The 24,399-nt window shown below is 33.1% G+C and carries 18 protein-coding genes; 9 read left to right on the plus strand and 9 right to left on the minus strand.

What is annotated here, in order from left to right; all coding sequences use genetic code 11:
- The 3 genes from ABD963_RS00175 to ABD963_RS00185 are packed head-to-tail and all read left to right on the plus strand — an operon-like array spanning position 1 to position 2,034.
- Positions 1-828, plus strand: a complete 828-nt coding sequence (locus ABD963_RS00175; protein ID WP_345274915.1) for an alpha/beta fold hydrolase — start codon at positions 1-3, stop codon at positions 826-828.
- A gap of 20 nt (positions 829-848) precedes the next feature.
- A complete protein-coding gene (gene rluF, locus ABD963_RS00180; protein ID WP_345274916.1) occupies positions 849-1,604 on the plus strand; it encodes a 23S rRNA pseudouridine(2604) synthase RluF in 756 nt (251 codons plus the stop codon).
- 4 nt (positions 1,605-1,608) lie between these two features.
- On the plus strand, positions 1,609-2,034 hold the full coding sequence (locus ABD963_RS00185; RefSeq protein WP_345274917.1) for a VOC family protein: 426 nt from the start codon (positions 1,609-1,611) through the stop codon (positions 2,032-2,034).
- Between the two features lie 2 nt (positions 2,035-2,036).
- On the opposite strand, the gene ABD963_RS00190 is transcribed toward ABD963_RS00185, so the two are convergent.
- The 4 genes from ABD963_RS00190 to ABD963_RS00205 form a co-directional block, all read right to left on the minus strand.
- A complete protein-coding gene (locus ABD963_RS00190; protein ID WP_345274918.1) occupies positions 2,037-3,776 on the minus strand; it encodes an alpha/beta hydrolase-fold protein in 1,740 nt (579 codons plus the stop codon).
- A gap of 230 nt (positions 3,777-4,006) precedes the next feature.
- Entirely contained in the window at positions 4,007-4,885 is an 879-nt protein-coding gene (locus ABD963_RS00195) for a bifunctional 5,10-methylenetetrahydrofolate dehydrogenase/5,10-methenyltetrahydrofolate cyclohydrolase (RefSeq protein ID WP_345274919.1), read from the minus strand.
- Positions 4,886-4,925: 40 nt separating this feature from the next.
- Complete coding sequence (ffh, locus tag ABD963_RS00200) at positions 4,926-6,254, minus strand: signal recognition particle protein (RefSeq protein ID WP_345274920.1); 1,329 nt, start codon at positions 6,252-6,254, stop codon at positions 4,926-4,928.
- A 277-nt stretch (positions 6,255-6,531) separates the two neighbouring features.
- Entirely contained in the window at positions 6,532-8,274 is a 1,743-nt protein-coding gene (locus tag ABD963_RS00205; RefSeq protein WP_345274921.1) for a hypothetical protein, read from the minus strand.
- Positions 8,275-8,387: 113 nt separating this feature from the next.
- On the opposite strand from ABD963_RS00205, the gene ABD963_RS00210 reads away from it, so the two are divergent.
- The 5 genes from ABD963_RS00210 to ABD963_RS00230 all read left to right on the plus strand — a co-directional run bounded on the left by ABD963_RS00210 (position 8,388) and on the right by ABD963_RS00230 (position 15,677).
- The gene (locus tag ABD963_RS00210) at positions 8,388-8,903 is read left to right on the plus strand and encodes an RNA polymerase sigma factor (protein ID WP_345274922.1); all 516 of its coding nucleotides are present in this window, start codon (positions 8,388-8,390) and stop codon (positions 8,901-8,903) included.
- Positions 8,904-9,076: 173 nt separating this feature from the next.
- Positions 9,077-9,976 carry a FecR family protein gene (locus ABD963_RS00215; RefSeq protein ID WP_345274923.1) on the plus strand — a complete coding sequence of 300 codons (900 nt, stop codon included), beginning with the start codon at positions 9,077-9,079 and terminating at the stop codon, positions 9,974-9,976.
- Complete coding sequence (locus ABD963_RS00220; protein WP_345274924.1) at positions 9,969-12,287, plus strand: TonB-dependent receptor plug domain-containing protein; 2,319 nt, start codon at positions 9,969-9,971, stop codon at positions 12,285-12,287. The genes ABD963_RS00215 and ABD963_RS00220 overlap by 8 nt, the downstream gene beginning before the upstream one ends.
- Positions 12,288-12,389: 102 nt before the next feature.
- Positions 12,390-14,030 (plus strand): DUF1800 family protein, encoded by a 1,641-nt coding sequence (locus ABD963_RS00225; RefSeq protein ID WP_345274925.1) that lies wholly within the window; start codon positions 12,390-12,392, stop codon positions 14,028-14,030.
- Between the two features lie 12 nt (positions 14,031-14,042).
- Complete coding sequence (locus ABD963_RS00230) at positions 14,043-15,677, plus strand: DUF1501 domain-containing protein (protein WP_345274926.1); 1,635 nt, start codon at positions 14,043-14,045, stop codon at positions 15,675-15,677.
- Between the two features lie 9 nt (positions 15,678-15,686).
- Here ABD963_RS00230 and argS read toward each other — a convergent pair whose 3' ends face one another.
- Positions 15,687-17,471 carry an arginine--tRNA ligase gene (gene argS / locus ABD963_RS00235; RefSeq protein WP_345274927.1) on the minus strand — a complete coding sequence of 595 codons (1,785 nt, stop codon included), beginning with the start codon at positions 17,469-17,471 and terminating at the stop codon, positions 15,687-15,689.
- 453 nt (positions 17,472-17,924) lie between these two features.
- On the opposite strand from argS, the gene ABD963_RS00240 reads away from it, so the two are divergent.
- The gene (locus ABD963_RS00240; protein ID WP_345274928.1) at positions 17,925-19,964 is read left to right on the plus strand and encodes a tetratricopeptide repeat-containing sensor histidine kinase; all 2,040 of its coding nucleotides are present in this window, start codon (positions 17,925-17,927) and stop codon (positions 19,962-19,964) included.
- Positions 19,965-20,051: 87 nt separating this feature from the next.
- On the opposite strand, the gene ctlX is transcribed toward ABD963_RS00240, so the two are convergent.
- From ctlX to queA, 4 genes are all read right to left on the minus strand, one after another.
- A complete protein-coding gene (ctlX, locus tag ABD963_RS00245; protein ID WP_345274929.1) occupies positions 20,052-20,990 on the minus strand; it encodes a citrulline utilization hydrolase CtlX in 939 nt (312 codons plus the stop codon).
- Positions 20,991-21,063: 73 nt separating this feature from the next.
- Positions 21,064-22,041 (minus strand): polyprenyl synthetase family protein, encoded by a 978-nt coding sequence (locus tag ABD963_RS00250; protein WP_345274930.1) that lies wholly within the window; start codon positions 22,039-22,041, stop codon positions 21,064-21,066.
- Between the two features lie 9 nt (positions 22,042-22,050).
- Positions 22,051-23,091: a dual-specificity RNA methyltransferase RlmN gene (gene rlmN / locus ABD963_RS00255; protein WP_345274931.1), complete on the minus strand. Its 1,041-nt coding sequence runs from the start codon at positions 23,089-23,091 to the stop codon at positions 22,051-22,053.
- 223 nt (positions 23,092-23,314) lie between these two features.
- A complete protein-coding gene (gene queA, locus ABD963_RS00260; RefSeq protein WP_345274932.1) occupies positions 23,315-24,364 on the minus strand; it encodes a tRNA preQ1(34) S-adenosylmethionine ribosyltransferase-isomerase QueA in 1,050 nt (349 codons plus the stop codon).
- Positions 24,365-24,399: the final 35 nt, after the last annotated feature.

Genomic DNA, 24,399 nt, shown 5'->3' on the forward strand with positions numbered 1-24,399 from the left:
ATGAAGCAAAACCTTATTAAGGCCATAGGCTCTATTTTAAATTTTATGAGTCTTATTTCACCAAAATTGGCTGCAAAAATTGCCATTTACTTATTCTCAACACCTCAAAAAGGAAAGCTAAAGGACCTGGACTCCAAATTTTTAAAATCAGCCAAAAAGCAAACGTTGAATTATGAGAATATAGCCATCATGACTTATCATTGGGAAGGCAAAAAAGATACACTTTTATTAGCGCATGGCTGGGAAAGCAACTCTAACAGATGGAAGGAGTTCATTAAAATATTAACCCGCTTAGATTATAAAGTTATCGCATTAGATGCCCCTGCCCATGGCCGTACATCTGGCAAAATATTTAATGCCTTATTGTTTTCAGAATGCATTCATGTGGTAGCCAAAGCGTTTAATGTAAACGCAGTTATAGGCCACTCCGTTGGAGGTATGGCCTCAGTGTTTTTTCAACACAAATATCAATTGCCTTCCGTAAAAAAATTAGTTCTTTTAGGTGCGCCTTCAAACTTCGAAGGTGTTTTTGATAGGTATTCAAAAATGATGAAATACAATAAAAAAGTGGTTGAAGCGATGAATCAATATGTTTTAAAAAAATTCGACCATTTACCTGAGTATTTTTCAGCAGCAAAATTTTCAGGAGAAATTACTTCAAAAGGACTTATCATCCACGACAAAAAGGATAGTATTATACCTTATAATGATGCGCTTGATTATGAAAAACACTACTCTAACGCAGAACTAATTACTACTGAAGGTTTTGGCCATGGGTTAAAATCTGATGAAATATATAATCATATGATAGAATTTTTAAACACTTAAGTTTATTGTACTTTTGAATTATGGCAGAAGAGTTAAAACGCATCAATAAATATTTAAGTGAAGTTGGCTATTGCTCTCGCAGAGAAGCCGATAAACTTATTGAAGCTGGTAGGGTTACCATAAATGGTATGGTGCCTGAAATGGGTACAAAAATTACTGCTAATGATGTAGTTGCTGTTGATGGAAAAAACATAAAAAACACCAAAGAAACTTTTGTTTACCTCGCTTTTAACAAGCCCATTGGCATTGTTTGCACTACAGATACATCGGTTGAAAAAGACAACATCATAGATTTTATAAACTATCCTAAACGCATTTTTCCTATTGGTAGATTAGACAAACCGAGTGAAGGTCTTATCCTTTTAACAGATGATGGTGATATTGTAAATAAAATTCTTCGTGCCAGTAACAATCACGAAAAAGAATATATTGTAACGGTTGATAAACCGATTTCGCAAACTTTTGTTGAACGCATGGCAGGCGGTATTTATTTGGAAGATTTAAAACAAACTACCAAAAAATGTCAAGTAGAAAAGTTAAGCACTTATGCATTCAAAATAATTTTAACACAAGGTTTGAATAGGCAAATTCGCAGAATGTGCGATTATTTAAACTACGAGGTACAAACCTTGAAACGTGTAAGGATTATGAATATAAAATTAGATATTCCAGTTGGTGAGTATCGTGAATTAACCCAAGAAGAGTTTAAAGAATTGAATACTTTAATAAGTAAGTCTTCTAAAGAACATAAACCTATTAAAAGACAAAAAAAATAATATTATGAGCATAAACGTATCCCCTTTCCATTTAGCCATTCCTGTTTTTAATCTAAATGAATGTAGAACTTTTTATCGCGATGTTTTAGGATGTGAAGAAGGCCGAAGCAGTGATCATTGGGTAGACTTTAACTTTTTTGGACATCAATTGGTAATTCATTACAAGCCAAAATCGGATGAAGTGTTGCACACCAATCCCGTTGATGGAAAAGATGTCCCAGTTCCTCATTTTGGAGTGGTTTTGCCTTGGGACGTTTTTCATGCTTTTGCTGAGGATTTAAAACAAAAAAATATCAAATTTGTTATTGAACCATATATCCGATTTGAAGGTTTGGTAGGCGAACAGGCTACCATGTTTTTTTACGACCCTTCTGGTAATGCTTTAGAGTTTAAAGCTTTTAAAGATATGGGGCAACTGTTTGCTAAATGATGCTATTTATATCTCCAACTTGTTAAATCGGCATCTTTAGGTGCAGACTCCATGATGCGTTTCATTATTTTAGGCACATACATACTGTTGTAGCGCAACCTTGAAATATGGTTTGGGTTTTCTTGGTCGCCATTCCAGCAATGTTCAGCTCTATCTCCATAATCGACTTCACCCTCATAGTAGGGATCCGTAGTACTTTCTAGAAAATCTTCCATTAAATAAACCGCGTTATTTAAATAATAATTATCCATATCCCCACAATAAATGTGAATTTTTCCTCTTAACTTCTCACCTAACTTATCCCAATCGCGTTCCAAAATATATCTCAAATCATAGTTTTCTTTCCAATATTGAGCAACATCATGATTTATGACTCCTGATTTTTTATCCCATAACCTAACAGGATAGCCATCATCTCCTTGTGGAGAATACGTAGCTTCCCAAATATCAAATTGTCCACCAGACCTAGATTTATCACCTAAAACTAATTCCAAATAATTGGATTCCCTCACTGTGGAACTTACATTTCCTAAATAATCTCTGTGCGCAGGAACTTCTATTGTTTTATGGTTACTCTTCGCATAATAGGCATTTTCATCCTCATAGATATTGGTTAAACAATACGCTCTAAAATCAATAGGGTCTGGGCAAGCAGCAAAACAACCATTATACTCATCAGGATATTTTACCTGTACCGCTAAAGCTTCCCAACCACCTGTAGAGCCACCATATAAAAAACGTGACCAACCTTCGCCTTGACCTCTGAACATCTTTTCAATGTACGGAATCAATTCATAGGTTATAGCATCCCCATAAGGCCCTTGGTTGGCAGAATTAACAGCATAGGAATCGTCATAATAAGGAGTTGGATGCTGAATCTCAATAATTAAAAATCTAGGAAAATCTGGTTCATTCCAGCGTTTATAAAAATTATACGCTTCTTGTTGTTGAATGATATTGTAACCTTTAACATCAAATCTGTCAGAATAATCTGGTTCTAGGTTTCCATCTGGTGGTGTGGTTCTAAAACCACCAAAATCTGAAGGGAAATGACCTTGAAAAACCATCAAAGGGTACTTAGCTTCTGGATGCTCATCAAAGCCTTTTGGCAAAAGTACATGAGCACCAAGATATATATCTCTGCCCCAAAATTTAGATAGCAAGTCAGATTTCATTTTTACATGTTTAATCCAATCGGTATCTTCGGGTTCCTTAATTTCTGGTATAACTTGGTCTAAGACAATATCTAATTTCTCAATACCATGTTCAGGAACATGGATTTTTAAAGGGAAACTATAGGGATTTCCCGGTGAGGTATTCCAGTGTTGCCCTTCACCATCATCCATAGGCAGTTTAACGGTTTGCCCTGTTGAAAGGTTAAAGGTTTCATAGATATGCAAAACTGCTTGAACATAATAATCTCCGGGTTTTAAATCCGCTAAACTTTCATAAGGGAACCCAAAAACATCCTCAGTAAAAGTAACTATCTGATTTGGATTAAACCCTTCAATATTTACTCCAAAAATGGGTTGTGCATTTAAGCCTTCACTCACTTGAAACCGCGGTTCAGATTGATTATTATCTGCAAAAATTAAAAGAAGTCTGCCATCTAAATTTTTCTTAGAAAGAGATTCTAAATAAGATATATTGATGGCAATTTTATTATCTGCTTTTTTTGATTCTGAATTACAATTAAATAAAAATATTAAAAAAAGAACAGTTAGGTATTTAAATGATTTCATAACTAAATTATTCTTAAAAGATATGAAATTCTTTAAAAAAACGGGTGTGACAAGTGCTATTTTAATATTGATGAAAGCTTTTAAGTTTCTCCCTGCTAAATAGTAAGATACGTCCTGCTAAATAGAAAATTACTAAAACAGAATATAGAGGAATAATTAAATTGGTTAAAAGCTATTTAAAAAGGCCTTAAACTTTACAATATTGAATTTAAGATAACGATAGGTATAAATTACGAGTTATGCCTGTCTCTTGCTAATAAAGTGTTTTTTAACAACATAGCGATAGTCATTGGGCCTACTCCACCAGGAACAGGTGTTATAAAGCTAGCTTTTTTGCTAACACTTTCAAAGTGTACATCACCTGCAAGTCGGTATCCATTCTTTTTAGTGGCATCAGGAACACGAGTGATACCAACATCAATAATAACCACATCTTCTTTTACCATATCACCTGTTAAAAATTCTGAAATCCCTATGGCAGCCACAATTATATCTGCATTTTTGGTAATATCTAATAAATTTTTAGAACGACTATGAACCAAGGTTACAGTAGCATCTCCTGCTTTACGTTTTTGGCTCATTAAAATACTTATAGGACGACCAACGATATGGCTTCTGCCCATAACAACCACATTTTTTCCCGATGTTTCAATCTGATATCTTTCCAGAAGTTCTATGATACCATAAGGTGTTGCCGGTAAAAAGGTAGGTAAGTCTAAAGCCATTTTCCCAACATTTGTTGGATGAAAACCATCTACATCCTTATTGGGGTCAACAGCCATTAAAACCTTCTGCTCATCTATTTGTTTAGGCAAAGGCAATTGCACAATAAAACCATCAATATCATCATTTGTATTTAATTCATGGATTTTATTAAGTAATTCTTCTTCAGAAGTATATTCGGGTAATTCAATAAGAGTGGATTTAAAACCAATACGTTCACAGGCTTTTACTTTAGCATTCACATAGGTCATACTGGCACCGTCTGAACCAACTAAAATAGCTGCAAGATGAGGTACTTTCTCTCCTTTAGAAATTATTGCTTTTACATGTTCAGCAATTTCTTCTTTTATATCGTTACTTACTTTTTTACCGTCTAAAATGGTCATAATGGTTATTGGTGAAATTTTACTTTTAATTAAAAATAAATCAACGCATGCCTTTCATCATTTGCATCATCTTTTTACCGCCACCTCCTTGCATCATCTTCATCATTTTACTCATTTGGTTGAACTGTTTTAAAAGCTGATTTACTTGTTGAACAGAAGTGCCTGACCCTTTTCCTATTCTTATTTTTCTACTTGAATTTAATATGGATGGATTGCTGCGCTCATGGGGAGTCATCGAATGAATTATGGCTTCAATCCCTTTAAAAGCATCATCATCAATATCAACATCTTTTAACATTTTTCCTGCCCCAGGAATCATCCCCATGAGGTCTTTCATGTTTCCCATTTTTTTAATTTGCTGAATTTGCTTTAAGAAATCATCAAACCCAAATTGGTTTTTGGCTATTTTCTTTTGGAGTTTTCTAGCTTCTTCTTCATCAAATTGCTCTTGGGCTCGCTCCACTAAAGACACGACATCTCCCATCCCTAAAATACGATCTGCCATACGAGCAGGATAGAATACATCAATAGCCTCCATTTTCTCTCCTGTACCTATAAACTTGATAGGTTTATTGACTACCGATTTAATGGATATGGCTGCACCACCACGTGTATCACCATCTAATTTTGTTAAGATTACGCCATCAAAATTCAATACATCGTTGAAAGCTTTTGCGGTGTTCACAGCATCTTGTCCTGTCATAGAATCTACAACAAACAACGTTTCTTGTGGTTGAATGGCTCTATGAATATTAGAAATTTCATTCATCATAACCTCATCAACCGCTAAACGACCAGCGGTATCTATGATAACTACATTAAAACCGTTTGCTTTTGCATGCGCTATTCCTGCTTTTGAAATAGCCACCGGATCGTTATTTCCTCTATCACTAAAAACCTCAACACCTATTTGATCTCCAACCACATGTAATTGGTCTATCGCAGCAGGACGATACACGTCGCAGGCTACTAAGAGCGGTTTTTTGGTTTTTTTATTTTTAAGATAATTGGCCAATTTACCAGAAAAAGTTGTTTTACCAGAACCTTGTAATCCAGACATTAATATGACGCTGGGATTTCCTGATAAATTAATACCTTCGGCATCACCACCCATGAGTTCGGTCAACTCATCTTTAACTATTTTAACCATTAATTGGCCAGGTTGTAACGTTGTCAAAACATTTTGCCCCAGTGCCTTTTCCTTTACTTTGGTTGTAAAATCCTTGGCTATTTTGAAGTTAACATCGGCATCAAGCAGTGCACGACGTACTTCTTTTAAAGTTTCCGCAACATTTACCTCGGTGATACTACCATGACCTTTTAATACATGTAAAGCTTTATCTAACTTATCGCTTAAATTATTGAACATAATTTTTATTGAAATTTTAAGAAATGCAAATTTAATGATTTGATGTGTATTAATGAAGCTAGATGTCACAAAGTGAATAAAAAAAAGGCCGTCAAACTTTTTTTGACAGCCTTTATAAAGGAAACTTAACTTGATAATTAACCTAACCAATCGAAAATGGGGGTTTCCTTTTAACCAAAAACATAATTATTATTTAAAAAATTTAGTATTGGATTCCCTGTTTCAAGGAATGAAATTTGAATGGAAACCTCGAGACAAGTCCCGAGGTTTATTTTAACTAACTTTTCTTTTCCAAGACTAAAATATCTTCTGTACCATCACTACCGCTTATATCTAAAAGTTCTATTCGGTTTGGTGTTATGCTTACTATTTTCCATCTATCGTTAAACTCATCAAAAGGTATTTGGGTTCCAAAATTAAGTGCTAATTTTAAATAACCGTCATTTCTAAAGGCTAACCAAGAACCCCCAAAGATACCGTTGTTTGGATCTGTAACTTTAACCCTACCTGTTTCTATAAAGTCTAAAGTGTACATGAAATAATCCTGAGTTTCATCAATTCCGTCATCTTTATAAAGCGATACTTCCCATGAGCTACTTACTAGAACATCTAGAATGTAGTTTAAGTCTCCATCATTATCTGGACAATGTCTTCTTAAAACCATTTCATTATTTTCATTCTTTAGTTCTATCTTATTTTCCCCTAAGAAGTTTATTACCCATTGTAACTTTAATTCAGGTCTTCCATCTAGAGTTATTTCCAAACCAATTCCAGCATTTCTTACCAAAACTTGATAAGTTCCTTCGATTAATTCACCATTTACTCTAATTTTAACCACATTATTTTCGAAAAATTTTAATGGTGTACCGATATAATTATCCTCTACATCATCAACACCTTCAATATCTAATTCTACTACTCGCCACAAACATTCTTTCAAGAAATTTTCTACCCGTTCTTTTGTTATATTCACAACTACCTCACAGTTTCTTTTGAGTACTATTTTGTTGCCACCTTCTTCGTAAACTTTAATTTTTCCGTCTTCATAATCATACAATAACCATTCTAAAGTAAAATCTGCTAAATTATCAAACTCCATTTTTAAAAGTACGCCTCGTCTTGTTGGTCTTAATCCCCAAGTTCCAGTTAACATATCACCATTTCTAGAGCGCATTATAACAACACCATCTTCTTTGAAATTGATTGCATATTGCTCAAATTCTGAGGTATTATCTTGATTATCTCTTTTGAATTCATAGACAACCCAAGGGCATTTTTTTAAGTAATTTTCTAAACGCTCTTTTGAGAAATCTTCTACCTCGCAATTATCTTTTGCCGCTTCAATAATACGTCTTAACTGTTCATTATTTTCAGCTGTTAAGGTCGTACCGTTTTTTAGCACCATAGTTACTGGGAAATTTAAGCTGGCAATAACTTCAGAATTTTTAACACGCTTCATAAAAAGGTAAAGTTGTCTTCTGTTTTCAATATTTACAACATCTATTACCGAGAAATCTCTATTGTACACAGAAAATGCGATAGGAAATTGAAAATCGATACATCTTATTTCTCTTTCCTCTTCATCTTCATCATCATCATCATTACACGCAGCAATTATTTCTGATAATTGTTCAGCATTTTCGATGGTAATTTCCTCATGATTTCCAGTTATAATGGTTATAGGAAAAATAATATCTAAACGGTCTATATCATCTTCAAACTCGTCGTAAAGTCTTTTGATCTTAATGTAGTCTGCTTCAGAGTCAATTCTAATCTCTATGCCACGAACTTTTACAATAACAGGCAGTTTAACAGATATACAAGTTGTACCGTCAATAATATTGTCTTTAGAGCCATCATTTTTTGATGTGGCACTAATTAAACTGGTTAATTGAGATTCGGCTACTAGAGTCTGCGTCTCATCTATAGGGGTTATATCTAACACTTCATCCTGACAAGACGTAAACATTAAAAGGGCAAAAAAAGGCAATAATAATAGTAATTTCATTTTAGTTTTCATGGTAATTGATTTTAGGTTACACATAGCTTTTTAATTATAAAACAGGATAACTTTAAAAATTCCTACCCTGTGTTCCCTTTTTTTTTATTTTAGTGGCTAAACTACCAATAATAATGGGGAAACAATTACATGATAATATTTGCGAAGAGCATCTTTTTTCATCCATTTTTAATAAACACGCCAAAGATTTACATAACTTTTTATACTACAAGTTTGGCGAGTTGCTAAACCCAAAAGACAAAGTTCAGGAAGCTTTTATTAAGCTTTGGGAAAACTGCGCCAAAGTATCTCCCGATAAAGCAAAGAGTTTTGTGTTTACCACCGCTAATAATTTAATGTTGAATGAAGCGGCACACCAGAAAGTTGTTTTAAAGCACCAACAAACCAAACCGAAAATGAGTACCAATGAAAGCCCAGAGTTTTTAATGCAGGAAGCTGAGTATAACGAAAAACTGCAAAAAGCGTTGAGTAATTTAACCGATGCACAACGGGAGGCTTTTATGATGAACCGTGTGGAAGGGAAACGTTTTAAAGAAATTGCCGAAATTTTGGATATCTCAACTAAAGCGGTTGAAAAACGTATTTATGGCGCATTGGAAAAATTGAGACAGGATATTAAGGAGTTGTAAATTTAAGTTGGAATATGGAAGCTCGTATAAAAAAAGCAATCCTGATACTGAATACTGAATACTGAATACTGAATACTGAATACTGAATACTGAAATTTAAGTTTTTGAAAAAAATTAAATATTAGGGTAGGAAAAAATAAAACTTAACTGTTATATAATTGAATACGCATAAAATGAACAGAGAAGAACTCATATCAAAATGGTTAGATAACAACCTAAATCCACAAGAACTTGAAGCCTTTAAAAGGCTTGAAGATTATGATGATTTGGTAAAGTTAAACACCAACTTACAGGCTTTTAAAGCTGATGATTACGATACTTCCAAAGAGCTGGAAACCGTTTTATCTGCAATAAAAACTAAAAAGGTGCAACCAAATACACATTGGTTTAAACCACTCATGCGCGTTGCTGCGATACTTGCCGTTTGTTTTAGTCTATATTATTATACAACTACTTTAGATACTACTATTACAACCGAGTTTGCACAAAAAACCACTGTGGAGTTACCAGACGAATCTAGGGTTTCCCTCAACGCTAAATCTATATTAGAATTTAATAAAAACAGTTGGAAAAAGAATCGAAGTGTACGATTGGATGGTGAAGCCTTTTTTATAGTCGCAAAAGGATCTTCATTCAACGTTGAAACAACATCAGGAACCGTAACGGTTTATGGTACTCAATTTAATGTAAAACAACGGGACAATTATTTTGAGGTTATTTGCTACGAAGGATTAGTTGGGGTTACTTACAATTCCATAGAAACTAAATTAAAACCTGGAGACAGTTTTTTAATTATCGATGGGAAAACTATTGCTAAAGAAAAAGAAAACCGCTCAACACCTTCGTGGCTAAATAACGAAAGTACTTTTAAAAGCATGCCTTACAAAACTGTTATTGCTGAATTTGAAAGACAATACAATGTTGATATTACCTTACTTGGAATTGATTCCACTCAATTATTTACAGGTAATTTTACACACAATAATTTAGATGTGGCATTAAAATCAATTACCCTACCTTTACATGTAACCTATAGTAAAACTAAAAATACTATAACATTAAGAGGTGAGTAAAGCTAGCCTACTTTCTATCTTTTTTTTACCACTTTTTTTGAATGTTGCAAATCTCAAAGCGCAAACCATTCAAAAGGATAAGCAACTTCTTATTACCATTTTAAAAGCACTCGAAGAAAAATATAATATTAGTTTTTCTTATGCCGATGAAAGCATCAAAAATAAAAAAGCAACACCAATAACCGACGATTTAACTTTAGAACAAGCTCTGGAGTTTTTAAAACTTGAAACCAATTTAGATTTTGAGTTATTAAACAACCGTTTTGTAGCCATAAAAAAAGCTCAAAAAAGCGATGGACTATTTAATACTCAGAGGCTTGAAGAAGTTGTAATTAATAATTATTTAACCTCTGGTATTACTAAACTTAATGACGGCTCTTTAACCATTAAACCTGAAACCTTTGGTATTTTACCTGGATTAATAGAACCCGACGTTTTACAAACCATACAAGCACTACCTGGTGTTTTAAGTGTTGATGAAACTGTATCAAACATTAATGTTCGCGGAGGCACACACGACCAAAATTTAATCCTTTGGGATGGTATAAAAATGTATCAATCTGGTCACTTTTTTGGCTTAATTTCAGCATTTAATCCTTATACCACTAAACGTGTAAATCTTTATAAAAATGGCACGCATGCAAAGTATGGCGATGGTATTTCAAGCGTCATAGAAATGCAGTTACCTGATACTATTGATAACGAATTTAAAGCTGGTTTAGGTTTTAATTTAATAAATGCTGATGGGTTTGCTAAAATACCGCTTTCTAAAAAGACCGAATTGCAAATTTCCACACGGCGATCCATAACAGATTTAATAAACACATCAACTTACAACCAATATTTTAAAAGGATTTTTCAAGATTCAGATTTTACCAAATCAAAAAGTAGTGACAACTCGATTTCTCAAAACGAATCGTTTTATTTTTATGATGTAACTGCTAAGTTTTTATATGATATAACAAAAAAAGATAAGCTTAGAGTTCACTTTTACCATGTGAGTAATGAATTAAACTATGATGAGCAATCTACTATCAATGATAGAAATGAAGCTTTAAATAGCAAACTAACCCAGCGAAATACTGCTATTGGAGTAACTTATATTCGAGATTGGACCAGTAAGTTCTCAACAACCTCTCAAATTTATGTTTCAAACTATGACTTAGATGCCATCAATTTTGATGTTTTGAATAATCAACGTTTAATTCAAGAGAATGAAGTATTTGATGGCTCAGCTAAAATCGACGCTATTTACAACCCTAATCAACAACTTAAAATCAATGGTGGTTATCAATTTACCGAGGTTGGTATTAGTAATTTAGAAGATGTTAATAATCCAGATTTTAGAAGTTATATTAAAGAAGTTGTTAGAAGTCATGCCGTTTATGGCGAAATAAATTTTTTATCTAATAATGCCAAAACCAGATTAAATTTAGGAGGCAGATTAAACTACATAAAAAAGTTTGATATGCTTTTTGCAGAACCGAGATTAAGTTTTAGTCAGCGATTTTTAAATCATTTTAGATTTGAAATTTTAGGAGAGTTTAAAAGTCAAACCACCTCGCAAATTATTGATTTACAAAACGATTTTTTAGGTATTGAAAATAGAAGATGGATACTATCAAACAACAGTACTATACCTGTCGTAAAAAGCAAACAACTATCTGGCGGTATACATTTCAATAAAAATAAATTTTTAATAAGTGCAGAAGCCTATATAAAAAATGTTAACGGCATTACAACAAGAAGTCAAGGTTTTCAAAACCAATATCAGTTTGTTAATGCCATTGGAAGCTATCAAATTAAAGGCATAGATTTTTTACTAAATAAGCAATTCAATGATATTATTAGCACATGGGTTTCATACTCATACAGCACAAATAATTACACTTTTGATGAACTCAATAATGGTGAACCTTTTCCTAATAATGCTGATATCCAGCATGCAGTAACCTTCGCCAGTACTTACACAAAAAACAATATTAAATTGGCTGTTGGATTGAATTGGCATTCGGGTATTCCCAATACGGAACCAAGTATAAACGACGTTCCTAATGACGAAGTGATCACTTATGCTAGCCCTAATGGCAGCAACCTAAATGACTATTTACGATTGGATTTTTCTACTAACTATGACTTTAATGTGTCTGATAATGTAAAAGCTACTATTGGAACTTCTGTTTGGAATATTTTAAATAAAAGAAATATTATAAATGCCTACTACACATTAGATAGTGATAATGCCATTAATAAAATCGAAAATGAATCTCTAGGTATTACGCCAAATGTTAGTTTTAGATTAAAATTCTAGACGAAATACATCAATTCATCATCATTGATTGATTTTTAACGAAAAAAAAAGAATTTTAATTAAGCAATCATAAATTTTTATACTTTAATCAAAAAAAAATGAATGGCATCTCTAAATCCGTTAGGTCCAAATCTAGATTTAAGAAAGGCTAAACACCTTCTCCGGCGTGCTTCTTTTAGTTTAACTAGAGAGCAATTAAATACTTTTGTTGGGATAGCTGCAAGTGAAGCTGTGAACCTTTTAATTAAAGATACAACCAATGTTCTTGTTGAACCTTACGACCCACTACCTACCAGCAATCCTGATGGGTTTTGGACTTCCTCTACCGAACTACCTAACTCATTCCTTGGCCAAGGAAGAAAACGAGGCTTCGTTTCGGCTTGGTGGTGGTATAATGCTATGCAATCGCTAACCTTAAAACACAAATTATCTTTTTTTTTACATACAAGCTTTACAGTTGGTAAGGATTCTGGTGTTGGGGCTGCAACCTATTTTTTCGACCATTTAAATTTATTGGATTTTTACGCTTTAGGAAATATAAAGACCCTAGCTAAAAAAATCACTTTAGATAATGGGATGTTAGATTATTTGGACAATACCCAGAATAATAAAAATAACCCAAACGAAAATTATGCAAGAGAATTTTTAGAATTGTTTACAATTCTAAAAGGTCAACAAGTAGGTGAGGGTAATTATACAAACTATACCGAAATAGACATACAACAGGCTGCCAAAGTGTTTTCTGGGTTTAAAAAAAGAAATGACAGAAGTGATATTGACCCTGATACGAATATCCCTATGGGATATATTAATATTAATCAACATGATTTAAACTATAAAACCTTTAGTAATGCCTTTAACAATCAAGTAATAACTGGAAAAACAACTGAAACTGGAGCTTTTGAAGAGCTTGACGACTTTGTTGAAATGGTTTTTGCTCAACCAGAAACTGCCAAAGCTTATTGTAGAAAATTATATCGCTACTTTGTGAAAAGTGAATGGGATCAAGAGGTGGAAACAGATATCATTACACCGCTAGCACAAATACTTATGGATAATAATTACGAACTATTACCAGTTATAAAAACCTTACTTTCCAGTGAACATTTTTATGATGCTGATGATGGCGATGCTACTGATAATATTATTGGTAGTATAATAAAAAGCCCGTTACAACTACTTTCAGAAATATGTTCAATTTTTAGTGTAACATATCCAAATCCTAATTCAGACCCACTGAGATTTTACAGCAATTTCTTTTTTAATTTTATACATAATTCCTATTTCAAAGCTGCAGGTATGGAATTACACAATCCTGATTCTGTAGCTGGTTACCCTGCGTATTATCAAGAACCTAGCTTTGATAGAAACTGGTTTTCATCAAATACACTCATAGGAAGGTATAAACTTATTGAAAGTTTGATTGAAGGTAAAAACACGATTACTGGTGGGAATATTTACGCTAAGTTAGACGCGGTACAGTTTGTGAAAAATAAAATTGACAATCCAACAGATCCTAACCTTTTAGTTTCTGAAATTGCCGATTTATTATATCCAGAAAGTATTGATAGTGATCGAATAAATTATTTTAAAAGTTTTTTAGTTGATGAAGGTTTTCCTGATTATTATTGGTCTGGAACTTGGTCTCAGTATTTAAATGATGGTGATGACACCACAGTAAGAACGCGTTTAAATGCATTAATTATAGCCATGGTTAATGCTGCAGAATTTCAATTAATGTAAATAACCTTAATTATGAGAAGGAGACAATTTATTAAATTATCGTCTGCTGCTTCTGCAGTTGCTCTTACCCCTTTTGAATTACAGGCAGCCTTAAAATCATTTTTACCATTTGCGAACTGTCCAGATATTTCTAACCGAAAATTAATACTTATAAATTTAGCGGGCGCCAATGATGGTTTAAACACTATTATACCACTAAATCAATACGATACATATAGCAACTTAAGACCAACAATAAAAGTTCCAGAAACAGGAGTAAATAAATATATTACACTTGATGCTTCTTTGCCTAACAACCAACAATTAGGTTTAAACCCTGCATTAATTGGTTTTAAATCGTTATATGATGAAGGTGTTTTTAGAATCATACAATCGGTGGGCTATCCATCGCAAAATAAAAGCCACTTTAAATCTACCGATTTGTATTTAACTGGAAACGATGGGAATAGTTTATTAAACGGATCAGATACCGGGTGGATAGGGCGGTTTATGGAACTCTATTATGCCGATTTACTATTGGAGACTTTTCCTTTAGCTGTAGAAATAGGTTCTAACAAAACTTCATTAGGCTTTCATGCTGAAGAAGCCCACGGGTTATCGTTAAATATAACTGGGCAAGACCCTGCTGGTTTCTATTCTGTTTTAAATGGTTTAGGAGGTGTTCCGCCAGCTAATATACCCAATTCAGATTATGGTAAACAATTACAGTTTATAAACAATACAGATGCTTTATCAAATACTTATGCCAATGCCATTTCCACTGCATTTAATGGAGGCAAAAATGATGTAAGCTATCCAGATTCTGACTTATCTAACCAACTAAAAACAGTCGCAAGATTAATTAGTGGTGATTTAAGATCCAAAGTATTTATGGTTCGCATTTCTGGTTTTGATACCCATAACGCACAAGTCCAAGGCATTGGTGATGTAACGGGAAGGCATCATGAATTATTAACAGAACTATCTGAAGCCATAAAAGCCTTTATGGCTGATTTAAAAAGTCAGAATTTAGATGAAGATGTTGTTGGTTTAACGTTTTCCGAATTTGGCAGAAAGGCTAAAGAAAATGGTAGTTTTGGAACAGATCATGGAGAAATTGCTCCCATGTTTGTTTTTGGAAAACCTGTAGCTGGTGGCGTTTCTGGCACCAATCCTGATTTAACTGAAGCAACAAATAATAATAATTTTCAAATCCAAACCGTTCAATACGATTACCGCCAAACCTTTGCCACTTTATTACAAGACTTTTTAGGAGCCGATAATACCATTATTGACGCGACTTTTTTTAACCATACCATAAACGATAGTTTTAATAATTTAAAAATTGGTGAGATTTTGAAAGATCAGTATTCTATAGCAACAAATTGCACTAGTCTTTCTGGTGAAAACCCAGAAGAAAAATCTAAAAAATGGGCAATCCACCCTAATCCTTTTACAGATTTAATTACTTTTTCAACTGCTATAGAGCACACAACCTCTATTTCTTACAGACTGTTTAATTCTTCTGGCGTCATGTTGATTGATAACACTGAAAATCTAAAAGATGGAAAATTAGAACTTAATTTAAAACGCCTCTCAAGCGGCCTATACATTTTTCAAATTAACACTCCAAATAAAAAGGAAATTCACAAAGTAATTAAAATATAAATCACTCAATTACATACGCTCAGGAACATTAATTCCCAATAGGCTAAAACTATTTTTTATGGTATTTGCTACCATATTTGAAAGTTGCACTCTTAAGGTCTTATCTTCTTCATTATCAGCTCCAAGAATAGATACATTCTGGTAGAACGAATTAAATTCTTTAACCAAGTCATAAGTATAATTTGCTATTAATGCTGGACTGTGGTTTTCCGCAGCATTTTGAACCACGTCCGGAAACAATTGAATTTGTTTTATCAATTCTTTTTCCTTTGGATGCAGAGACATTTCAGTAATAATTTTGGAAGAAATGGCATCTAAATCTGTTTTTCGTAAAATCGCTTGAATTCTAGCATAAGTATATTGTATGAAAGGACCTGTATTCCCTTGAAAATCAATAGATTCTTTTGGGTCGAATAAGATTCTCTTTTTGGGATCTACTTTTAAGATGTAATATTTTAAAGCACCTAAACCAATGATTTTGTAAAGCTCTTTCTTCTCACCATCTGAGTAACCATCCAATTTCCCTAATTCATTCGATATTTCTTCGGCTGTTGATGCCATATCCGCAATTAAATCATCGGCATCTACAACGGTTCCTTCTCTACTCTTCATTTTCCCACTAGGTAAATCAACCATACCATAACTTAAATGGTAAAGATTTTTTGCCCAATCAAAGCCTAATTTCTTCAAAATTAAAAACAATACTTGAAAGTGATAATCTTGCTCGTTACCTACGGTATAAACCATACCGCCTACATCTGGAAAGTCCTTGATACGTTGAATGGCTGTGCCAATATCTTGCGTCATATATACCGCAGTACCATCGGCACGCTGTACTATTTTTTTATCGAGTCCATCTTCGGTTAAATCACACCAAACCGAGCCATCTTCTTCCTTTATAAAAACACCAGATTTTAAACCTTCGGAAACAAATTCTTTTCCTAATAAATAGGTATCACTTTCATAATAAAGTGTATCGAAATCAACTCCCAAATTTTTATAAGTCTCGTTAAACCCTTCATAAACCCAACCATTCATCATCTTCCAAAGCGCGACGGTTTCTTCATCTCCTGATTCCCATTTTTGTAGCATTCTTTGAGCCTCCAACAGAATAGGTGCATTTTTTTTAGCTTCTTCCTCTGCATTACCTTCAGCTATCAAATCTTGGATTTCTTTTTTATACTCTTGGTCAAACTTTACATAGTAATTACCAACCAATTTATCACCTTTTAAACCTGTGCCATTTGGTGTTTCCCCATTTCCATAACGTTTCCAGGCCAACATACTTTTACAAATATGAATGCCTCTGTCGTTTATAATTTGGGTTTTGTAAACCTTTTTGCCTGAAGCCTTTAATATTTCGGCAACACTATACCCTAAAAGATTGTTTCTTATGTGACCCAAATGCAATGGTTTATTGGTATTAGGTGAGGAATACTCAACCATAACGGCCTTTTCATCATCCTTGGGAGAATTCAGACCAAAAGTTTTGTTGTTTTTGTTTTTATTGAAAAAATCCAGGTAATGAGAATCGCTTATTTCAATATTCAAAAAGCCTTTAACAACATTAAATGCCTGAACACTCGTTACTTTTTCAACTAAATAATTTCCTATAGTTTCACCAACTATAACTGGATTGCCTTTAATGAAGCGCAACATTGGGAAAATAACCACTGTAATATCTCCTGGAAACTCTTTTCTGGTCGCTTGAAATTCCACTGCTTCTAATTCTACATTAAAACTTGATTTTACTGCTTGTTTAACGTAATTTGATAATATATCCTCAAGATTCATTTTCCAGGTTTTTATAGGCTTGCAAAGATAACAAGTTTTTTATGTATTACCATTAATTAGCAAAAGCTTGATTGTTTAATTTATGGCAAGTAAGGAGTTTTAATAATATAAACTAAGATTAAAAAGAAGACACATTTCATCGATAAAAACGCTGTTTTTCTATGATTTTTACCGTTTGTCTATTCGTCGATTTTTAAGAGATTTTTCATGAGTCATTTTATCTAATTTATTGGTATTAAGACGCAGAAATTAGATTTTGAAGTTGCTTTTTCCAACATTTGCTTGGTAAAGCTATTAATAAATCCATTCACTTGGATAAAAGTAACACTAACAAATAATTACAATCTAATAAAGCATCTTAGTTTCCCTCAACTAGAAGATACCATTGGTAAATGCTTTATTATGTGCTTGTAATTTAAATGTTATATGAGGAGAATAATTATTTTATTATTTATGAATTTATCGATTTTCACTGGTTTTTCCCAAACCAATGAGATAGATAGCCTCACCCTAGAACTTGCTTTTGAAAATCAGGATAGTCTAAAAATAGAAACCTCCTTAGAACTTATTAAATCACTTTTTAAAGTTAAGGAATACGATAGAGCCTTGAAATATATTATTGAAAGTGAAAAGCTTTCAAACACTATAAAATATAAAAAAGGTATCGCAGAAATCACTTTCTACAAAGCCTTAATTTATGCCCAAAAAGGCGATTACATAAATGCCATAAGTGGTTATAAAAAATCTAAAGCATTATTCCAATCGCTTAAAGACACACTTAATGTTGCAAAAGTGAATAGCAGTATTGGTTTAATTGAAATACAAAGAGGAAATTACACCAGAGGACTTCAATATTCCCTTTCGGCTATTAACGTATTAGAAAATAGAAATTTAATAAACGAACTGGAATTGGCTTACAGTACCCTGGCCAAAGCCTATTTTAATATTAATGCCGAAGAAAAAGCCATCGAATTTTATTCAAAAGCATTAGAAATTCAGGATAAATTAAATGATGTTGCCGGAATTAATGAATCTAGCGTCAAACTTGCTGAACTTTATTCTAGAAAAAAAGAACATAGAAAAGCTATTGATTATTATGAAAAAGTTTTAGTAAGTAATGAATCAAAAAACGATTCTGTTCGCGGAAAAATATATCCAAAACTAGGAGGTGAGTATTTAAAGTTTCGTGATTATGATAAAGCATCAAAATATCTAATTCAAGGTTACAATATCAATATTCGCAAAGATGATAAGGCAGATTTATTAATTGTCTTAAATAATCTGGGAGATTTAAACATACAACAAAACCGATTGGTTATTGCTGAAAAGCAATTATTGGAAGCTGGAGAAATAGCCAAAAGCTTAAACGACAAAAAAGAGTTATTAAGGCACTACGATTTAATGAAGACACTAGACTCTACCAGAAATCGCTATGATCGAGCTTTTATCTGGCAACGAGAATATTATCAACTTAACGAAAGCCTAAATAAAAATCAAGTCTCTGTTAATACCAATCCTAATTACCAAAACCAACTTGATATAGACACTAGCTTTGACAAAGTCAATAGCCCTTCAAATAACGAACTGGAAACGCTTACTGACCTTTCAGATGCTAATGATAGACTTAATAAATTCAAGCTTATTTTTTATGGCCTCCTTGGTGCTCTAGCCATGGTTTCTACGTTTTTAATTTTAGTGTATTTAAAGCGTAATAGCAATATTAAATACGTGCAAGAACTTGAGGAGAAAAACATAAAAATAGAATTACAAAATAAAGCATTTTTAGAGCAAACCAAGCATCTTGAAAATGTAAACAATGTAAAAGACAAACTCTTCTCTATAGTTTCACACGATTTAAAAGACTCTCTTTCCTCTATTAATGGCTTTATAGATTTATTAAAAGATGGGTCTTTATCTAGAGAGGAGTTTGATAATTTAATTCCTGAATTAAGTGAGAATGCGAATAACGCTTCACTATTATTGTTCAATTTGCTTAATTGGTCGAAATCCCAAATGCAATCTTTAGAAGCCAACCCTACATTATTTGATATTCAAGAGGTTTTTGAAGAAAAATTAAAGCTCATTGAACAACGAGCACAAAGTAAAAATATTAAAATAGTAGATCACACATTAAGAGACTTTGCCTATGCAGATAGGAGTATGATCGAAATTGTTATACAAAATTTACTAGCCAATGCCTTAAAATTCAGTAAATCTGGGGATAAAATAACCATATCAAACCATATTAGCAACGGCAGTTGTATTATCACTGTAGCAGATACAGGTATAGGTATTTCCAAACCAAATATTGAAAAACTTTTCAAAAACATTTCTTTTACTACCATGGGTACTAACAATGAAAAGGGTACTGGCTTGGGCCTCTCTATTTGTAAAGAATTGGTAGAACTTAACAAAGGTAAAATTTGGGTAGAAAGTACCCAAGGTGTGGGCAGTACATTTTATGTACAGTTGCCAAAATCCAGACCATCCTAGTATTTAAATAGGGCCTTACCTTTCACTTCAGGTGTATTGCTACAAAAAATGATTGTCTGTGCCATGAATTAGTTGAAAGCGTTAAATTTAAAATTCCCGTTTTGGTAAAAATATTTCAGCCATCATACAACGTGCACTTCCACCACCACAGGTTTCGATGGTCTCCAGAGAGCTAAATACTATTTTTGCATGCTTCTCTAAAGATTTTATTTGCTTATCTGTTAAAGAGTCATATGCCGCTTGACTCATTATCAAATAACTCGTATTATCAGCTCCTTTAACTTCCAACATATTACCAGCGAAATGATTCATTTGCGCTTCTGTAATATCGATGATTTCTTTACCATCCTCTTTTAAATGTGACACCACATTTTTACGTTCTTTTTTATCATCAATAGAACTTAAACAAATGACTACAAAAGACTTGCCTAAGCACATCATGACATTGGTATGGTAAATAGGTTTCCGTAAACCATCCACCGTTTGGTAAGCTCCAAAAATTACAGGCGTAAATTCAAAATCTTCACAAAATTCAATAAATAAATCTTCATCTGCTCTTGCCGATAAAGCACAATATGCTTTTCTATGGATTCTATCTAAAATTATACTCCCTGTTCCTTCAAGAAAAAAACCTTCTTCCTCAGCACTAGTATAATCAATTATATTATTAATCAAAAAGCCCTCTTCCTCAATGGTTTCAAGAATATCTTCCCTGCGTTCTAAACGTCTATTTTTAGCAAACATAGGGTATAGCCCTACATTGCCATTTTCATGAAAAGACACCCAATTATTTGGAAAAATTGAATCCGGTGTATCCGTTTCTTTAATATCATTCACAACAATCACATGAACGCCAATAGCTCTCAGTTTTTCTACAAACACATCAAATTCTTTCTGTGCAAGAAGATTAATTTCTTTATTTTTTATATCTAAATCCTCTTGGAAATAATTGTTCACAGCGGTTTGCTCATTCATCCTAAAACTCACCGGACGAACCATCAAAATGGTATTTGTAGTTTGTTGCATTTATTTAAAATTAAATGACAAAAATAGGTTTAATTATATTACAAAAAATAATTTTTCACTGGCACTAAGAAAACTACTTCTTCCTATCAATCACATAATTTACCATAAGTATGAGTGATTTTTTAAAGTCTGATTCTGGATAAGTTTTAAGAATTTCGATAGCTTCTTCTTGAAATTCTTTCATTTTTTTAATGGCATACTCTAAACCACCATGATTTTTTACATATGCAATCACTTCCTTTACACGCTTAGAATCTTTGTTATGGTTTTTAATTGAATTAATCAACCAACTTTTATCATTTTTTGAAGCTTGATTTAAGACATAAATCAAAGGTAAGGTCATTTTTTGCTCTTTGATATCGATACCAGTTGGTTTTCCAATTTGGTCATCGGTATAATCAAATAAATCGTCTTTAATTTGAAACGCCATACCTATAAGTTCTCCAAATTTTCGCATGATTTCCACATGTTGGGATTCTGGTTTTACAGATGCGGCCCCTAGACTGCAACAAGCAGCAATTAAAGTGGCCGTTTTTTGCCTGATAATTTCGTAATATACCGCTTCCGTGATATCAAGTTTACGGGCTTTTTCAATTTGAAGTAACTCGCCCTCACTCATCTCCCTAACAGCAATTGAAATTATTTTTAGCAAATCAAAATCATTATTGTCAATAGATAACAAAAGTCCTTTTGAGAGTAAAAAATCGCCAATGAGAACGGCTATTTTATTTTTCCAAAGCGCATTTATAGAAAAGAATCCACGTCTTCGGTTACTATCATCAACAACGTCGTCGTGAACTAAAGTTGCTGTATGAATGAGTTCAATAACTGAGGCGCCTCTATAGGTGCGCTCACTCACCTCGCCATTTGAAACCATTTTAGCCACTAAAAACACAAACATTGGTCGCATTTGTTTGCCCTTGCGGTTTACTATATAGTGCGTAATTCTATTAAGTAAAGCGACTTTGCTGGACATAGAAAGCTGGAACTTTTGTTCGAAAAGATCCATTTCGTATGCTATAGGTTGCTTTATTTGTTCTACTATTTTCACTAATTAAAGTTAGCTTTTATTAGCCAATTGCCCACAAGCAGCATCAATATCTTTGCCTCTACTTCTACGAACATTAACTACAATTCTATTTTTCTCTAATGTATTAATATAATGCTCTAAAGCTTCATTATTTGCTTGCTGAAACTCACCATCATCAATAGGGTTATACTCTATAATATTTACTTTACAAGGAACATATTTACAAAAGTTAACTAGGGCATCAATGTCTTTTTGGCTATCATTTATACCTTTCCAAACCACATATTCGTAACTTATTTTTCGTTTTGTTTTTTGGTACCAATATTCAAGTGATTCTCTTAAATCATCTAAAGGAAAGTTGTCATTAAATGGCATTATGGAAGTTCGAACTTCATCGATGGCCGAGTGTAGTGATACTGCTAAATTAAATTTAACAGCATCATCAGCCATTTTCTTAATCATTTTTGGAACCCCTGATGTTGAAACGGTTATTCGCTTTGGTGACATCCCTAAACCCTCGTCAGAGGTAATCTTATCAATGGCTTTTAAAACGTTATTGTAATTCATAAGTGGCTCGCCCATACCCATAAAAACAATATTACTTAGCGGTCTGTTAAAATAAAGCCTACTTTCATTATCAATAGCTACCACTTGATCATAAATTTCATCGGGGTTTAGATTTCGCATGCGCTTTAAACGTGCTGTGGCACAGAATTTACAATCTAAACTGCAACCTACTTGACTTGAAACACAAGCGGTACTTCTGGTAGCGGTTGGTATTAAAACAGATTCTACTATTAAACCGTCGTGTAACCTTACCGCATTTTTTATGGTACCGTCATTGCTGCGTTGCATAGTATCAACCTTTATATGATTGATAACAAAATTATCTTCTAGCATTTGCCGTGTTTCTTTTGAAATATTGGTCATATCTTCAAAAGTGTGTGCAGATTTTTGCCAAAGCCATTCGTAAACTTGATTACCTCTAAAAGCTTTATCGCCTTGTTTTACAAAGAAATCTCGTAATTGCTCTTTGGTTAATGCGCGAATGTCTTTTTTAACTGTTGCCATAAGTGATGCAAAAATAGTGAAAGGATTTCCGATTTACGATTTTGATTCAGGAATAATGAGATTACGTTTGAATTTGCATTAGGGATTGAGGCATTTGTTGAAGCTCTCCCAATTATAAATTGGGAAGCGACTGCCGAAAGCCCGACATTTTGGAACAAAATGAAATGCCCAAAGCTTAAATTTAAACAATAAAAAAAGCCTCTAAAAAAAGAGGCTTTGAAATTTATAATATTAACATGGCATCGCCATAACTGTAAAATTTATAACCTTCTTTCACAGCTTCATCATAAGCGCGTTTTATAAAATCATGTCCTGCAAACGCCGAAACCATCATTAAAAGGGTTGATTTAGGTGTATGGAAATTGGTAATCATACAATTTGCTATACTAAAGTCATATGGAGGGAAGATGAATTTATTGGTCCATCCATCAATTTCATTTAACATCCCATTTGAAGATACAGAGCTTTCTATAGCGCGCATTACGGTGGTACCAACGGCACAAACACGTTTTTTGTTTTTAATACCTTTATTTACTATTTCTACAGCTTTCTCATCAATAGTAAGCTCTTCACTATCCATTTTATGTTTAGATAGGTCTTCAACCTCTACAGGATTAAAAGTACCTAAACCAACGTGTAAGGTTACTTCTGCAAAATTAATACCCTTAATTTCTAAACGTTTTAATAGGTGTTTAGAGAAGTGAAGCCCTGCAGTTGGAGCCGCTACAGCACCTTCTTTTTTAGCGTAAATAGTTTGATAACGCTCTTCATCTTCTGGCTCTACTGTTCTTTTTATATACTTAGGAAGTGGTGTTTCTCCTAACTCGTTTAATTTTAAACGAAATTCTCTATAGGATCCATCGTATAAGAAACGTAGGGTACGGCCTCTAGAGGTTGTATTATCAATAACTTCTGCTACCAACGTATCGTCGTCACCAAAATATAGTTTGTTACCAATTCTTATTTTACGAGCTGGATCTACTAAAACATCCCACAGGCGTTGTTCTTGATTTAATTCTCTTAATAAAAATACTTCAATTCTTGCACCAGTTTTTTCTTTATTACCATATAATCTTGCGGGAAAAACCTTTGTGTTATTTAAAATTAAAACATCATCTTCATCAAAATAATTGATAATATCCTTAAACATTTTATGCTCGATAGTTTGTTTTTTTCTATCTAACACCATTAAGCGAGATTCATCTCTGTTCTCTGCTGGGTATTCTGCTAATAGTTCGTCTGGTAAATTAAAACCGAAGTGTGATAATTTCATGTATTATTAAGTTTTTTAAAATTTTTACAACAAGG

It is taken from the genome of Litoribaculum gwangyangense (genome assembly GCF_039543505.1).
GTDB lineage: Bacteria > Bacteroidota > Bacteroidia > Flavobacteriales > Flavobacteriaceae > Litoribaculum > Litoribaculum gwangyangense.

What these genes read in the sequence shown, in the direction of transcription:
- ABD963_RS00175 (WP_345274915.1), top strand. Translation starts at nt 1, where the DNA reads ATGAAGCAAAACCTTATTAAGGCCATAGGCTCTATTTTAAATTTTATG.
- rluF (WP_345274916.1), top strand. Translation starts at nt 849, where the DNA reads ATGGCAGAAGAGTTAAAACGCATCAATAAATATTTAAGTGAAGTTGGC.
- ABD963_RS00185 (WP_345274917.1), top strand. Translation starts at nt 1,609, where the DNA reads ATGAGCATAAACGTATCCCCTTTCCATTTAGCCATTCCTGTTTTTAAT.
- ABD963_RS00190 (WP_345274918.1), bottom strand. Translation starts at nt 3,776, where the DNA reads ATGAAATCATTTAAATACCTAACTGTTCTTTTTTTAATATTTTTATTT.
- ABD963_RS00195 (WP_345274919.1), bottom strand. Translation starts at nt 4,885, where the DNA reads ATGACCATTTTAGACGGTAAAAAAGTAAGTAACGATATAAAAGAAGAA.
- ffh (WP_345274920.1), bottom strand. Translation starts at nt 6,254, where the DNA reads ATGTTCAATAATTTAAGCGATAAGTTAGATAAAGCTTTACATGTATTA.
- ABD963_RS00205 (WP_345274921.1), bottom strand. Translation starts at nt 8,274, where the DNA reads ATGAAAACTAAAATGAAATTACTATTATTATTGCCTTTTTTTGCCCTT.
- ABD963_RS00210 (WP_345274922.1), top strand. Translation starts at nt 8,388, where the DNA reads ATGGGGAAACAATTACATGATAATATTTGCGAAGAGCATCTTTTTTCA.
- ABD963_RS00215 (WP_345274923.1), top strand. Translation starts at nt 9,077, where the DNA reads ATGAACAGAGAAGAACTCATATCAAAATGGTTAGATAACAACCTAAAT.
- ABD963_RS00225 (WP_345274925.1), top strand. Translation starts at nt 12,390, where the DNA reads ATGGCATCTCTAAATCCGTTAGGTCCAAATCTAGATTTAAGAAAGGCT.
- ABD963_RS00230 (WP_345274926.1), top strand. Translation starts at nt 14,043, where the DNA reads ATGAGAAGGAGACAATTTATTAAATTATCGTCTGCTGCTTCTGCAGTT.
- argS (WP_345274927.1), bottom strand. Translation starts at nt 17,471, where the DNA reads ATGAATCTTGAGGATATATTATCAAATTACGTTAAACAAGCAGTAAAA.
- ABD963_RS00240 (WP_345274928.1), top strand. Translation starts at nt 17,925, where the DNA reads ATGAATTTATCGATTTTCACTGGTTTTTCCCAAACCAATGAGATAGAT.
- ctlX (WP_345274929.1), bottom strand. Translation starts at nt 20,990, where the DNA reads ATGCAACAAACTACAAATACCATTTTGATGGTTCGTCCGGTGAGTTTT.
- rlmN (WP_345274931.1), bottom strand. Translation starts at nt 23,091, where the DNA reads ATGGCAACAGTTAAAAAAGACATTCGCGCATTAACCAAAGAGCAATTA.
- queA (WP_345274932.1), bottom strand. Translation starts at nt 24,364, where the DNA reads ATGAAATTATCACACTTCGGTTTTAATTTACCAGACGAACTATTAGCA.